The 14,015-nt window shown below is 70.1% G+C and carries 10 protein-coding genes; 7 read left to right on the top strand and 3 right to left on the bottom strand.

From position 1 onward, the window contains the following. Window positions 1–4: 4 nt before the first annotated feature. The 3 genes from chlG to HZ992_RS06770 form a co-directional block, all read right to left on the bottom strand. On the bottom strand, window positions 5–889 hold the full coding sequence (gene chlG / locus HZ992_RS06780; protein ID WP_209385907.1) for a chlorophyll synthase ChlG: 885 nt from the start codon (window positions 887–889) through the stop codon (window positions 5–7). A gap of 73 nt (window positions 890–962) precedes the next feature. Next, window positions 963–2,399, bottom strand: coding sequence for a transcriptional regulator PpsR (gene ppsR, locus HZ992_RS06775; RefSeq protein ID WP_209385906.1), 1,437 nt, complete (start codon window positions 2,397–2,399; stop codon window positions 963–965). A gap of 78 nt (window positions 2,400–2,477) precedes the next feature. Beyond that, window positions 2,478–3,467, bottom strand: coding sequence for a cobalamin B12-binding domain-containing protein (locus HZ992_RS06770; RefSeq protein WP_209385905.1), 990 nt, complete (start codon window positions 3,465–3,467; stop codon window positions 2,478–2,480). 286 nt (window positions 3,468–3,753) lie between these two features. Between HZ992_RS06770 and bchF the strand changes: the two genes are divergently transcribed. From bchF to HZ992_RS06735, 7 genes are read left to right on the top strand one after another with little or no spacing between them, the layout of a single operon-like run. After that, window positions 3,754–4,266 (top strand): 2-vinyl bacteriochlorophyllide hydratase, encoded by a 513-nt coding sequence (gene bchF, locus HZ992_RS06765; protein WP_209385904.1) that lies wholly within the window; start codon window positions 3,754–3,756, stop codon window positions 4,264–4,266. Next, a complete protein-coding gene (locus tag HZ992_RS06760) occupies window positions 4,263–5,552 on the top strand; it encodes a ferredoxin:protochlorophyllide reductase (ATP-dependent) subunit N (RefSeq protein WP_209385903.1) in 1,290 nt (429 codons plus the stop codon). Before bchF ends, HZ992_RS06760 begins: the two co-directional genes overlap by 4 nt. Before the next feature lie 7 nt (window positions 5,553–5,559). Then, the gene (bchB, locus tag HZ992_RS06755) at window positions 5,560–7,158 is read left to right on the top strand and encodes a ferredoxin:protochlorophyllide reductase (ATP-dependent) subunit B (protein WP_209385902.1); all 1,599 of its coding nucleotides are present in this window, start codon (window positions 5,560–5,562) and stop codon (window positions 7,156–7,158) included. Window positions 7,159–7,177: 19 nt separating this feature from the next. Beyond that, a complete protein-coding gene (locus HZ992_RS06750; RefSeq protein ID WP_245213376.1) occupies window positions 7,178–10,957 on the top strand; it encodes a magnesium chelatase subunit H in 3,780 nt (1,259 codons plus the stop codon). Beyond that, window positions 10,954–11,862 carry a ferredoxin:protochlorophyllide reductase (ATP-dependent) iron-sulfur ATP-binding protein gene (bchL, locus tag HZ992_RS06745; RefSeq protein ID WP_209385900.1) on the top strand — a complete coding sequence of 303 codons (909 nt, stop codon included), beginning with the start codon at window positions 10,954–10,956 and terminating at the stop codon, window positions 11,860–11,862. The genes HZ992_RS06750 and bchL overlap by 4 nt, the downstream gene beginning before the upstream one ends. Beyond that, window positions 11,862–12,575 (top strand): magnesium protoporphyrin IX methyltransferase, encoded by a 714-nt coding sequence (bchM, locus tag HZ992_RS06740; RefSeq protein ID WP_209385899.1) that lies wholly within the window; start codon window positions 11,862–11,864, stop codon window positions 12,573–12,575. The genes bchL and bchM overlap by 1 nt, the downstream gene beginning before the upstream one ends. Beyond that, window positions 12,572–14,008, top strand: a complete 1,437-nt coding sequence (locus tag HZ992_RS06735) for a PucC family protein (protein WP_371816797.1) — start codon at window positions 12,572–12,574, stop codon at window positions 14,006–14,008. The genes bchM and HZ992_RS06735 overlap by 4 nt, the downstream gene beginning before the upstream one ends. Window positions 14,009–14,015 lie beyond the last annotated feature (7 nt).

The raw sequence follows: 14,015 nt of genomic DNA, 5'->3' as shown, positions 1-14,015 counted from the left end.
GGCTTCATCCCGCTTGCGCGGCGGCGCGCAAGGCGAAGGCGCTGACGAGCATGCCCGAGACGTACAGCGTCACGCCCAGCCCGCTGTACCAGGTGGCGCGGCCGTGCGGGTCGGCGACGAAGCGGCGCATGAGCAGCAGCTGCACCGCGAGCAGCGCGCCCACCGCCAGCGCGTGGCCGCGGGCCTGCCAGCTCAGCAGTAGCACGATGACCACGAACTGCGGCGCGGCCATCATCCAGCAAGCCATGTGCGCCGCCTGCTCCTCGCCCAGTCGCACCGGCAGCGAGCCGATGCCCATGCGGCGGTCGCCTTCGACCGACTTGAAGTCGTTGAGCGTCATGATGCCGTGCGCGCCGAGGCTGTACAGCGCAGCCAGCGCGAGCGAGCGACCGTCGGGCAGGCTGCCGCCGGCCATGACGATCGCACCCGTGACCCAGGCCAGGCCTTCATAACAGATGCCGCAGGCGGCGTTGCCCCACCAGCCATTGCGCTTCAGGCGCAACGGCGGCGCACTGTAGGCCCACGCGAGCGCGAGGCCGACCAGTGCGGCGACGAAGCCCCAGGGGCCGAGCGTGAGAGCGACCGCCAGCGACAGCACCGTCCACAGCACGGCGATGTACAGCCCCCAGCGGCCGGGCATGCGGCCCGAAGGGATGGGGCGGTTCGGTTCGTTGATGGCGTCGACATGGCGATCGAACCAGTCATTCACCGCCTGGCTGGTGGCGCAGACCATCGGGCCGGCGAGCAGCACGCCCAGCGCGACCAGGGCCCAGCGTTCTCCCCAGCTCTGGCCCGAAGCGACAGCGCCGCAGGCGAACGCCCACATGGGCGGAAACCAGGTGATCGGCTTGAGCAGTTCCGCGACTGCCGACGGGGCAGGATAGGCCATGAGTTGATTCTGGGCGTGACACTTCACAGTGTCAACTCAGATTTACAACCCGAGGCCGGTTCCGGCCTCGGTATCAACCCTCGTCGTCGCCCAGGTCGCCCATGCCGTGACGACGCAACTTGACGTACAGGCTCTGCCGCGACAGGCCCAGCATCTGCGCTGCGGAAGCGCGGTTGTCGCTGGTCATCTTCAGCGCCGTCTCGATGCACAACTGCTCGATCAGGTCGGTGGTCTCGCCGACGATGTCTTTCAGCGGCACGCGGCCGACCAGTTCGGTGAGTTCACCGGCCGAGCGTGGCAGTTCGCCGGCAGCCCGCGGCTCGGCGCTCAACCGGCGGCCGACGTCGCGCACGGCGAAGGCAAGCATCGGCTTGCCGTCCTGCGTGGTCGCCGAAGCCGAGACCTCGACCTCGGCGGTGGCGCCGTCCTCGCCGCGCAGCAGCGTCGAGAACAGCCGCATGCTGCCACGCTGGCGCACCGTCTGGATGAGCACGCCGAGCTCGACGCCGGTGCGGCCCAGCCAGCGATCCAGCGGCTCGCCGCGCGCCTGCTCCTCGCTGCCGAGTTGGGCCAGCGCGACGAAGGACGCATTGGCCATCTGGATGCGGCCTTCGTTGTCGGTGAACACCAGCGCGTCGGGCGAGTTGCGCACGAAGTCGAGCAGCATCGAACTCTCGGTGACCGCGGCCAGCGGCGACGGCTCCGTGCCCAGGCGCGACAGGCGCACCAGCAGCAGCGAGGCATCGTCCTGCCGGAAGCTGGACATCGACACGCCCACCCGCCCGCCGCCATCGGACAACGCAGTGCGCACCACCTCGGCCCGGCGAGCCGAGCGCGCGGCGGCGAGCGCGGCCTGCAGCGGCTTGCTGTTGGGGGCCTCGAACAAGGCGGTCAGGGAACCGCCGGCCAGGCGGCGCGGCCCGCCGCCGTTGGAGACCAGCGCCACCGCAGCCGGGTTGGCCTCGAGGATGCGCAGGCTGCCCGCGTCGACGATCAGCACCGCCTCCGACGAAGCCTGGAACAAGTGGCGATAACGCGTCTCGGCCTGGCGGAAGCGCCAGTAGTCGCGCTCCATTGCCTGCTGCGCCTCGATCAGGCGAAGCTGCAGTGCCTCGGTGGCGCGCAGGTCGCGCCCGAAGGCGATCGTGCGGCCCGCCGTCTTGCCACGCCCAGGCGGCGCAATCTGTACCGCCGAATAGAGGATGGGCCAGTCGCTGCCGCCGCCGGTGGACGGGTGGTTCACCTGGCGCCAGCGCGGCGGGCCGGCCGCATCGCGCAGCAGCGACTCGACCTTGGCGCGGCTCTCGACCGTCACCGTTTCGGTCCAGGGCTGGCCGATCCAGTCAGCCACCAGCACCGGGTCGAGGTCATCCCTGCCGATGACGACATCCTGGATCACGCCATGGGGGTCGAGCAGCAAGGCGACGTCGCTGGCGGCCGCAACCACCCGCTGAGCGGTGGCCGCGTCGAGATCACCCACCACTGCGCGGGGTGCCGTGCGGCGCTTCACAGGTTCATCCCCTGCGAGTTCCCGGTGCTGCGGGCCGTTGTCTTCATGTCTGTCAACGTCCAGCTGCTGGACGGGGGTTCAACTGTGTTTCACGCGGCCGGCAAGCAAGCTTTCGGCCAGACCTGGTGCCTCGCTCCCGTTGGCGGTCGTCGCGTCCGCACCGACCTGACGGGCCAGTTGCGGTCTCAACGTGAACACCGGGCCGCCCACCAGCACGGCCACACCCTTGTGACACGAAGCGCGGCGAACGGCCGCGATGCAGGAGGGCAACCAGTCGAGCCGCGCTTCGCTGCCCGCCGAAAACCCCACCACATCGAACCACTCTCGCCGCACCGACGTGATCGGGTCGGTATCTGCGCCTTCGCCCCCGGAGACAACTTCCCAACCGGCACGGCGAAAGAACTCGGCGACCATCGACATCCCGAAGCTGTGCTGCTCGCCCGGGGCGCGCACCAGCAAGGCGCGGCGCCCGTTGGGCGGATGGGCCACCTCGGTTCCGAAGGCCGGGCTCAATTCTCGCATCATTCGCTGCAGCCGCCCGAGGCCGATGGTGACGTCGGTGAAGTAGCACAGATCCTCGGTCCAGAGGTGGCCGAGCTGCCGCGCCGATGGTGCCAGCAGGTCGACCAGCAAACGCTCCACCGTGAAGCCGCGGTCGCGCAGCCCGTCGAGCACCTGCGACAACTCGCGCTCGTCGCCGCGCACCAGGCTGTCGGTGAAGGCATTCACCTCGGCTTCGCCGAGGCTGCCGCTGAGCGCGTCGTTGCTCGCCGGCAGGTTGCCGTTGCCGCGATGTGCCGCCACCAGGCGCGGAATGACCTCGAGTTCGAGCGCACGTGCCAGACAGGCGGCGCGCTCCAGCGGGCCGGGACTGGGGTCGGTGAACAGCGCACTTGCCGGTGAACCGCCAGCAGCCCAGGCCGCGGCGCTTTCCGGGCAGTCGGCCGGCACCGTTCCCGATTGGGAGCCTCCTTGCATCGAGCCCTCCACTTCCTTGTCTCGTGTGCGTTGTCGGAACGTCTGCTCGGGGGCGTTGGAGGGGCGAGCCTTGCCAAAGCGCGTCGCCAATGCTCGGGATGCAGTCGGGTTGTTCTTCGCCTGGTGCTGTTTCCTCTGCGGGATCTCGTTGGACCGAAGGTGTTTTTACTCTGCACCACCCCGGACCGTCAATTCGTGTGTACATCCGCCTTCGGAAGGTTTGCGCCACCGCAATGTGTGCGGCCCGCGCATTTCATTGAAAGGAATGATCGGCGGCGAGCGACAGACTGTCAAGTCTGGTTTACGTCTTCCTCGATTGACACTTTTCATCGAACGGCCTAGTCTCGCTTTCATGCAACCGCAGAGAGCTTCTCGAATGGCATCGCCCAGGCCCGGTACGACCACCGGCACCCGGCTGTATAGCCCCGAGGAGCGCCAGCGTCGCGACGCCTCGGTCTGGACGCTGGTGCAGGGTGTGCTCGCGCCGGTGCAGTTCCTCGCCTTCCTCGTCAGCCTCGTGCTGCTGCTGCGCTACCTGGCGAGCGGCGCCGGCGAGCAGGCGGCGATGCTCTCGGTGGTGGTGAAGACGGCGCTGCTGTACCTGATCATGGTCACCGGCAGCATCTGGGAGAAGGTGGTGTTCGGCCGCTGGCTGTTCGCGCCCGCCTTCTACTGGGAAGACGTGTTCAGCATGCTGGTGCTGGCCCTGCACACGGCCTACCTGGTGGCCTGGGCCAGCCACTCGCTCGACGGCCGTGGCCTGGCCTGGCTGGCGCTGGCCGCCTATGCGAGCTACGTGATCAACGCGACGCAGTTCCTGCTCAAGCTGCGCGCAGCGCGGCTCGAACACGCCGCGTCCGGCACATCGCTGCAGGGAGCGCGAGCATGAGCCCGGTGATCCCGCTTCGCGCCGAGCTGTCGGGTGGCTGCAGCCAGGCGCCGGTGCTCAAGGAGCGCGGCCAGCGCGAGGTCTTCTGCGGGCTGACCGGCATCATCTGGCTGCACCGCAAGGTTCAGGACGCCTTCTTCCTCGTGGTCGGTTCACGCACCTGCGCGCACCTGATCCAGTCGGCCGCCGGCGTGATGATCTTCGCCGAGCCGCGCTTCGCCACCGCCATCATCGACGAGCGCGATCTCGCCGGCCTGGCCGACTGCCACGACGAACTCGACCGCGTGGTCAACCGCCTGCTCGAGCGCCGCCCCGAGATCCGCACGCTGTTCCTGGTCGGCTCCTGCCCGTCGGAGGTGATCAAGCTCGATCTCGCCCGCGCGGCCCAGCGCCTGGACGGCATCCATCGCCCGACGGTGCGCGTGCTGAACTACTCCGGCAGCGGCATCGAAACCACCTTCACTCAGGGCGAAGACGCCTGCCTGGCCGCCTGGGTGCCGCAGATGCCGGTGTCCGCCCCCGAGGCGCCGCAGTCGCTGCTCGTCGTCGGCTCGCTGCCCGATGTCGTCGAAGACCAGTTCGCGCGCTTGTTCCGCGACCTGGGCCTCGCCGACGTGCGATTCTTCCCGCCGCGCCATGCGACCGAACTGCCCGAGGTCGGTGCGAACACGAGCTTCCTGCTCGCGCAGCCCTTCCTGGCCGAGACCGCGCGTCTGCTCGAAGCCCGCGGCGCCACACACCTGAGCGCACCCTTCCCGTTCGGCGAGGAGGGCACGACCGAATGGCTGCGCGCCGCCGCCGCGACGTTCGGCGTTGCCCCGGCACACTTCGATGCGGTGACGCGGCCCGGCCGCGAGCGCGCGCGCCACGCCCTGCAGCGCCACCGCGAGATGCTCGAGGGCCGACGCATCTTCTTCTTCCCGGACTCGCAGCTCGAGCTGCCGATGGCGCGCTTCCTGGCACGCGAACTCGGCATGCAGCTCACCGAGGTCGGCACGCCCTACCTGCACCGTGCGCATCTGGCGCACGAGCTGGCGCTGCTGCCCGCGGGCACGGTGCTCTCCGAAGGTCAGGACGTCGAGAAGCAGCTCGACCGCTGCCGCGCCGCGCGGCCCGACATCGTCGTCTGCGGCCTCGGGTTGGCCAATCCGCTCGAAGCCGAAGGCTTCACCACCAAGTGGGCGATCGAACTGGTGTTCACGCCCGTGCACGGCTACGAGCAGGCGGCCGACCTGGCCGAGCTGTTCGCCCGGCCGCTGGTGCGCCGCACCAAGCTCGCCGCCTGAGGCTCGCATGCAACTGACGCTCTGGACCTACGAAGGACCGCCCCACGTCGGCGCGATGCGCGTCGCCACCGCGCTGCGCGACGTGCACTACGTGCTGCACGCGCCGCAGGGCGACACCTACGCCGACCTGCTGTTCACGATGATCGAGCGGCTGCCCAGGCGCCCGCCGGTCACCTACACCACCTTCCAGGCGCGCGACCTCGGCGGCGACACCGCCGAGCTGTTCAAGACCGCCGCGCGCGAGGCCTGCGAGCGCTTCAAGCCGAAGGCGCTGCTGGTGGGTGCTTCGTGCACCGCCGAGCTGATCCAGGACGACCCGGGTGGCCTCGCCGCGGCGCTGAACCTGTCGGTGCCGGTGATCCCGCTGGAGCTGCCGTCCTACCAGCGCAAGGAGAACTGGGGCGCCGCCGAGACCTTCTACCGCATCGTGCGCGCCCTCGCCGGCCCGAAGGCGCCATCCCCGGGCACGCCGCGGCCGGCCCGCGCCGAAGGCCAGGCGCCGAGCTGCAACATCCTCGGACCGACCGCACTGGGCTTCCGCCACCGCGACGACGTCAAGGAAATCCGCGGCCTGCTCGAACGTCTGGGCATCGAAGTGCGCGTCACGGCGCCGGCCGGCGCCGACCCGGACGATCTGGCACGGCTACCCGAGGCCGACTTCAACGTCGTGCTCTACCCCGAGACCGCATCGGTGGCCGCCCAGTGGCTGCAGCGGACCTTCGCGCAGCCCTTCACGCGCGTCGTGCCGATCGGCACGCAAGCCACGCGCGAGTTCATCACCGAAGCGGCCATGCTGGCCGGCCTGGACCCGCAGGCGGCACTGGAGCGCGAGACCTCGCGCGCCAGCTGGTACAGCCGCTCGGTCGACTCGACCTACCTCACCGGCAAGCGCGTGTTCGTGTTCGGCGACGCCACGCATGCCGTGGCCGCCGCGCGCATCGCGTCCAGCGAGCTGGGCTTTCAGGTCGTCGGCCTGGGCACCTACAGCCGCGAGTTCGGCCGCGAGATCCGAGAGGCCGCCAAGCTCTACGGCGTCGAGCCGCTGATCACCGACGACTACCTCGAGGTCGAGGCCAAGGTCGCCGAGCTGCAGCCCGAGCTGGTGCTGGGCACGCAGATGGAGCGCCACATCGCCAAGCGCCTGGGCGTGCCCTGCGCGGTGATCTCGGCACCGGTGCACGTGCAGGACTTCCCGGCGCGCTACTCGCCGCAGATGGGCTTCGAGGGTGCGAACGTCATGTTCGACACCTGGGTGCACCCACTCATGATGGGTCTGGAAGAGCACCTGCTGAACATGTTCCGCCAGGACTTCGAGTTCCACGAGGGCGCCGCGGCCTCGCACCTCGGCTCGGCCGCCGTGCGGCCGGCCGCACCGGCCCAGACCATCGAGCAGCCGCTGCCCGAGACGACGCCCGCTCCGGTGGCGCTTTCGCCCGGCGCCACCGTGTCCACCTGGTCGGCAGACGCCGAGCAGGAGCTGAGAAAGATCCCGTTCTTCGTGCGCGGCAAGGCACGCCGCAACACCGAGCGCTTCGCGCTCGACCGTGGCGTGCCGGTCATCACCATCGAGACCCTCTACGATGCCAAAGCCCACTACAGCCGCTAGCGGTTCTGCGGCGCTGCCGATGCACGTCGTGCTGGTCACGATGGACAGCCACCTGGCCAGCGCCGCGGCGCGCGCCAATCACACACTGTCCAAGGCCATGCCGGGCCTTCGCCTGTCGGTGCACGCCGCCGCCGAATGGGGCGACGACGACGCGGCACTGGCGCGCTGCAAGGCCGACATCGCCACCGGCGACATCGTGATCGTCACGATGCTGTTCATGGAAGACCACTTCCTGCCAGTGCTGCCGGCGCTGCGCGCGCGCCGCGACCATTGCGACGCGATGGTCTGCGCCATGTCCGCCGGCGAGGTGATGAAGCTCACGCGCATGGGCAAGTTCGACATGGGCTCGCCCGCGACCGGCGCGATGGCCTTCCTGAAGCGCCTGCGCGGCAAGACCGCCAACAAGCCCGACGAGCAGGGCGTGAAGTCCAGCGCCGGTGCGCGGCAGATGAAGATGCTGCGCCGGCTGCCGAAGATCCTGCGCTTCATCCCCGGCACCGCGCAGGACGTGCGGGCCTACTTCCTGACGCTGCAGTACTGGCTGGCCGGCTCGGAAGACAACGTCGCGCACATGGTGCATTTCCTGGTCGACCGCTATGCGGCGGGCCCGCGCCAGGGCCTGCGCGGCCTGATCAAGACGCATGCGCCGGTGGACTACCCCGAACTCGGCGTCTACCACCCGCAGATCAGGAACCGCCTGTCCGACGACCTGGCTGACCTGCCCCGCGTGGCCACCAGTGGCAAGCGCGGCACCGTCGGCCTGCTGCTGCTGCGCTCCTACCTGCTGGCCGGCAACACCGACCACTACGACGGCGTGATCACCGCGCTCGAAGCGCGCGGCCTGCGCGTCGTGCCGGCTTTCGCGACCGGCCTGGATGCGCGCCCGGCCGTCGAGGCCTTCTTCCTGAAGGACGGCCGCACGACCATCGATGCGCTGGTCTCGCTGACCGGCTTCTCGCTGGTCGGCGGCCCGGCCTACAACGACTCGCGCGCCGCCGAGGAGACTCTGGCACAGCTCGACGTGCCCTACCTGTCCGTCAACCCGGTCGAGTTCCAGACGCTGGACCAGTGGGGCGCGTCGCAGCGCGGCCTGCTGCCGGTGGAGGCGACGATGATGGTCGCCATCCCCGAGCTCGACGGCGCCACCGGCTCGATGGTGTTCGGCGGCCGCGGCAGTTCCAGCCAGGTGCAGTGCACCGGCTGCTCGCACGGCTGCCGCTTCGACAACAGCCGCGGCGCGCACGACATGCGCAGCTGCATCGAGCGCGCCGACATGCTGGCCGCGCGCGTGGGCAAGCTGATCGACCTGCGCCGCAGCGAGCGGGCGCAGCGCAAGGTCGGCATGGTGCTCTTCAACTTCCCGCCCAATGCGGGCAATACCGGCACCGCGGCCTTCCTGTCCGTGTTCGAGTCGTTGCACAACACGCTGCTGGCGATGCAGCGCGAGGGCTACACCGTCGAGGTGCCGGCCACGGTCGACGAGCTGCGCATCCGTGTCATCGAGGGCAATGCCGCCAAGTACGGCGCGCAGGCCAACGTGCACGCGCGCATCCCGGCCCACGACCACGTCAAGCGCGAACGCCACCTCAAGGAGATCGAGGCGCAATGGGGCGCCGCGCCGGGCCGCCAGCAGAGCGACGGCGCGAACATCTTCGTGCTCGGCGAGCGCTTCGGCAACGTCTTCGTCGGCATCCAGCCCGCCTTCGGCTACGAGGGCGACCCGATGCGGTTGCTCTTCGAGAAAGGCTTCGCGCCCACGCATGCCTTCTCGGCCTTCTACCGCTGGCTGCGCGAGGACTTCGGCGCCCAGGCGGTGCTGCACTTCGGCACGCACGGCGCGCTGGAGTTCATGCCCGGCAAGCAGAACGGCCTGACCGCCATGTGCTGGCCCGACCGCCTGATCGGCGACCTGCCCAACCTGTATCTGTACGCCTCGAACAACCCGAGCGAAGGCACGATCGCCAAGCGCCGCGCCGCCGCCACGCTGATCAGCTACCTCACGCCGCCGGTCGCACAGGCCGGGCTGTACAAGGGCTTGAACGAACTGAAGGCGGCGCTGGAGCGCTACCGCGGCCTGGAACCCGAGGCGCAAGCCGAACGCAGCGAACTCGCGGTGATGATCCAGGCGAACGCCGCCACGCTGGAGCTCGCGCCGGCCGAGCCCGCCTGGGCCGGCGAGGCCGACGCGCACATCCAGGCGCTGTCGGATGCCGTGCTCGAACTCGAGTACACGCTGATTCCCTACGGCCTGCACGTGGTCGGCCGCGCGCCGACACCGACCGAGCGCATCGACATGCTGCTGTCGCTGGCCGAGGCCTCGCACGGCCAGCGCCCGGCACGCACTCTGGTCGAGGCCCTGGTGGCCGGCCAGACGCCTGAGCAGGTGTTCACGCACGCCGCCGCCGAGGACAGCGCCGCGACAACCATCGAGCTCCTGCGTGAACTCGCCCGCGCCGATGTGCTGATGGCGCAGGACCACGAGATCGGCGGCATCCTGCACGCGCTCGACGGCCGCTTCCTGCGCCCCGCGCCAGGCGGCGACCTGCTGCGCACGCCGGCCATCCTGCCGACTGGGCGCAACCTGCACGGCTTCGACCCGTTCCGCATCCCGAGCGCCTACGCGGTGCAGGACGGCACGCGCCAGGCCGAGCGGCTGCTGCAGCGATACCTGGCCGACGGCAACGCCTTCCCCGAGACCATCGCGATGGTGCTGTGGGGCACCGACAACCTGAAGAGCGAAGGCGGCCCGATCGCCCAGGCGCTCGCACTGCTCGGCGCCAAGCCGCGCTTCGACAGCTACGGCCGTCTGGCCGGCGCCGAACTGATCGCGCTCGAGCAGCTCGGCCGCCCACGTGTCGACGTGGTGATCACCATGTCGGGCATCTTCCGCGACCTGCTGCCGTTGCAGATTCGCATGCTTGCCGAAGCGGCCTTCCTGGCCGCCAGTGCCGACGAGCCGGCCGAGCAGAACTTCGTGCGCAAGCATGCCCTGGCCTTCCAGAAGGAACATGGCTGCGATCTCGAAGCCGCTTCGCTGCGCGTGTTCGGCAATGCCGAAGGCGCCTACGGCGCCAACGTCAGCCACCTGATCGACAACGGACAGTGGGACGACGAGGACGAACTCGCCGAGACCTATTCGCGCCGCAAGGGCTTCGCCTACAGCCGCACGGGCCGCCCGGTCCAGCAGTGCGCCCTGCTGCAGAGCGTGCTGGCCAGTGTGCAGCTGGCCTACCAGAACCTCGACTCGGTGGAGCTCGGCGTCACCACCATCGACACCTACTTCGACACCCTCGGCGGCATCAGCCGCGCCGTGCAGCGCGCCAAGACCGCGCAAGGCCACGAAGCCGCCGCGATGGCGCCCGTCTACATCGGCGACCAGACCCGCGACGGCCTGGGCGGCGGCACGGTGCGCACGCTGTCCGAGCAGGTGGCGCTGGAAACCCGCACGCGCATGCTCAACCCGAAGTGGTACGAAGGCATGCTCGAGCACGGCTACGAGGGCGTGCGCCAGATCGAGGTGCACGTGACCAACACCATGGGCTGGTCGGCCACGACCGGGCAGGTGCAGCCCTGGGTCTACCAGCAGCTCAGCGAGACCTTCGTGCTCGACGAGAAGATGCGCGAACGGCTCGCGCGGCTGAACCCCACCGCCTCCGCCAAGGTCGCCAGCCGCCTGCTGGAAGCCTCGGAGCGCCAGTTCTGGACCCCGGACGACAAGACCCTCGAGGCGCTGCGACGCGCCGGTGAGGAACTCGAGGACCGGCTCGAGGGAATCCTTCCCGAGAAAGCAGCAGCATGAACATCACGGCAGTACCGGTGAACGAGATCCGCAAGGGCGGCCGCCCCGATGGCGAAGGCAGCGTGCAGGTCGAGATGGACCCGAATCTGAAGATCGGCACCGCCAAGGTGTTCGCGATCTACGGCAAGGGCGGCATCGGCAAGAGCACCACCAGCTCCAACCTGTCGGCCGCCTTCTCGAAGATGGGCAAGCGCGTGCTGCAGATCGGCTGCGACCCCAAGCACGACAGCACCTTCACGCTGACCAAGAAGATGCTGCCCACGGTGATCGACATCCTCGAGACGGTGGATTTCCATGCCGAGGAGCTGCGCCCCGAGGACTTCGTCTTCGAGGGCTACAACGGCGTGATGTGCGTGGAGGCCGGCGGCCCGCCCGCGGGCACCGGCTGCGGTGGCTACGTGGTCGGCCAGACCGTCAAGCTGCTCAAGGAACACCACCTGCTCGAAGACACCGACGTGGTGATCTTCGACGTGCTCGGCGACGTGGTCTGCGGCGGCTTCGCCGCACCGCTGCAGCACGCCGACCGCGCCATGATCGTCACGGCCAACGACTTCGACTCGATCTTCGCGATGAACCGAATCGTGCAGGCCATCGGCGCGAAGGCGAAGAACTACCGGGTGCGCCTGGGCGGCGTGATCGCCAACCGCAGCGCCGCCACCGACCAGATCGACAAGTACAACGAGCGCACCGGCCTGAAGCTGGCCGCGCACCTGCCCGACCTCGACGCGATCCGCCGCAGCCGCCTGAAGAAGTGCACGCTGTTCGAGATGGACGGCACGCCCGAGATCGAGGCCGTGCAGAAGGAGTACCTGCGCCTGGCCGCCTCGATGTGGCTGGGCGGCGACCCGCTGCCGGCGGTGCCGCTGAAGGACCGCGACATCTTCGACCTGCTGGGATACGACTGATGGAACACGCCACCTACCAGGCCCGCCGCGGCGAGATCGAAACCTACTTCGACCGCACCGCGGTCAAGGCGTGGGAGCACCTCACGTCGGACGCACCGGTCGGCCGCATCCGCGCCACCGTGCGCGCCGGCCGCGACCGCATGCGCGCCACGCTGCTGTCGTGGCTGCCCGCCGACATGCACGGCATGCGCCTGCTCGACGCCGGCTGCGGCACCGGGGCGCTGGCCGTCGAGGCGGCAAGCCGCGGCGCGCACGTGGTGGCGATCGACCTCTCGCCCACGCTGGTCGAGCTCGCCGTGCGGCGCGTCGCGCAGCACCTGGAGACCTTCGACAACGCTGGCCACATCGACTTCCGCAGTGGCGACATGCTCGACGCCGGCCTCGGCCACTTCGACCACGTGGTGGCGATGGACTCGCTGATCCACTACGAGGCGCACGACGTGGTGCGCGCGCTGGAAGCCTGGGCGCCGCGCGTGTCGCGCTCGATGCTGATCACCTTCGCGCCGCGCACGCCGGCACTGGCGGCGATGCACGCGGTGGGCCGCTTCTTCCCGCGCGGCGACCGCGCCCCCTCGATCGAGCCGGTGGCCGAGACGGCGCTCAAGCGCGGCCTGCTCGCCGCGCCCGGCCTGCAGGCCTTCTGCGACGCACGGACCGAGCGCGTGGCCAGCGGCTTCTACACCTCGCAGGCGCTGGAGATCGCCCGCTCATGAAGATGGCGCAGCTCGCCCTGCTCTGGAAGCGCGTCGGACCGCGCTTCCTGCCCTTCGCCGACGCGGCGACGGTGGAGCTGCCGCTGCCGCGGCTGCTGCGCCTGTCGCTGTTCCAGGTGTCGGTGGGCATGGCGACGGCGCTGATGGTGGGCACGCTGAACCGCGTGATGATCGTCGAACTGGGCATGGCCGCCTGGCTGGTGGCGCTGATGGTGGCGCTGCCCATCCTGGCCGCGCCGTTCCGCGCGCTGATCGGCCATCGCTCCGATACCCACGCCTCGGCGCTCGGCTGGCGCCGCGTGCCCTACATCTGGCTGGGCACGATGATGCAGTTCGGCGGGCTGGCGATCATGCCCTTCGCGCTGCTGCTGCTCACCGGCCAGGGCGAGCTGGGCCTGGCCTGGCTCGGCCACCTGGCGGCAGGCCTGGCCTTCCTGCTCGTCGGCGCCGGGCTGCAGACCACGCAGACCGCCGGCCTGGCCTTGGCCACCGATCTCTCCACCGAATCGAACCGGCCGCGCATCGTCGCCCTGATGTACGTGATGCTGCTGCTGGGCATGGCCGGCGGCGGCGCGGCCTTCAGCATGCTGCTGGCCGACTTCAGCCCGACGCGGCTGATCCAGGTAGTGCAAGGCGCGGCCGTGCTGTCGATCTGGCTCAACGGCGTGGCGCTGTGGAAGCAGGAAGCGCGCGACCCGTCGCGCCGCAAGCACAAGGGCGAGCCGGCACCGGCCTTCGCGCCGCGCTGGCGCAGCTTCATCGCGCAGCCCAAGGCGCGCCGCTTCCTCTGGACCGTGGGCCTGGGCACCGCCGCATTCAACATGCAGGACGTGGTGCTGGAGCCCTACGGCGGCGAGATCCTCCACCTGAGCGTGGGCGCCACCAGCGCGCTCACCGCGATGCTGGCCGGCGGCTCGCTGGCCGCCTTCGCCCTGGCCGCACGCTGGCTCGCGCGCGGCAGCGACCCGTACCGCGTGGCGGCACTCGGCGCCCTGCTCGGCCTGCCGGCCTTTGCAGCCGTGGTCTTCGCCGCGCCGCTGGAAGCACCCTGGCTGTTCCGAGCCGGCACCACGCTGATCGGCTTCGGCGGCGGGCTCTTCGCCGTGGGCACGCTCACCGCGGCGATGAGCCTGGAGCAACCCGAACACGTGGGCCTGGCACTGGGCGCCTGGGGCGCCGTGCAGGCCAGCGCCGGCGGCTTCGCCATCGCGGCCGGCGGCGCGATCCGCGACGGCGTGTCGCACCTGGCCACGCAGGGCGCGCTGGGCGCGGCGCTGGTCAGTCCGGTGACGGGCTACAGCTTCGTCTACCACCTCGAGATCTACATGCTGTTCGCGGCACTCATCGCCCTCGGCCCGCTGGTGCGGCCGATGGGCCGCCGCCCACAGGTCGCCACCACCGCGAAGTTCGGACTGGCCGACTTCCCCGGCTAACGCAAGC

It is taken from the genome of Rhizobacter sp. AJA081-3, from assembly GCF_017795745.1.
Taxonomy (GTDB): domain Bacteria; phylum Pseudomonadota; class Gammaproteobacteria; order Burkholderiales; family Burkholderiaceae_C; genus Piscinibacter.
Note: the sequence above shows the minus strand (reverse complement) of the source record. Positions and strands in the feature narration are given on the sequence as shown.

Bases quoted from the DNA above. Each gene is read 5' to 3' on its own strand.
- HZ992_RS06735 (WP_371816797.1), top strand. From the start codon at position 12,572: ATGAAGATGGCGCAGCTCGCCCTGCTCTGGAAGCGCGTCGGACCGCGC.
- chlG (WP_209385907.1), bottom strand. From the start codon at position 889: ATGGCCTATCCTGCCCCGTCGGCAGTCGCGGAACTGCTCAAGCCGATC.
- HZ992_RS06760 (WP_209385903.1), top strand. From the start codon at position 4,263: ATGAGCCCGGTGATCCCGCTTCGCGCCGAGCTGTCGGGTGGCTGCAGC.
- bchB (WP_209385902.1), top strand. From the start codon at position 5,560: ATGCAACTGACGCTCTGGACCTACGAAGGACCGCCCCACGTCGGCGCG.
- bchM (WP_209385899.1), top strand. From the start codon at position 11,862: ATGGAACACGCCACCTACCAGGCCCGCCGCGGCGAGATCGAAACCTAC.
- bchL (WP_209385900.1), top strand. From the start codon at position 10,954: ATGAACATCACGGCAGTACCGGTGAACGAGATCCGCAAGGGCGGCCGC.
- HZ992_RS06750 (WP_245213376.1), top strand. From the start codon at position 7,178: ATGCACGTCGTGCTGGTCACGATGGACAGCCACCTGGCCAGCGCCGCG.
- bchF (WP_209385904.1), top strand. From the start codon at position 3,754: ATGGCATCGCCCAGGCCCGGTACGACCACCGGCACCCGGCTGTATAGC.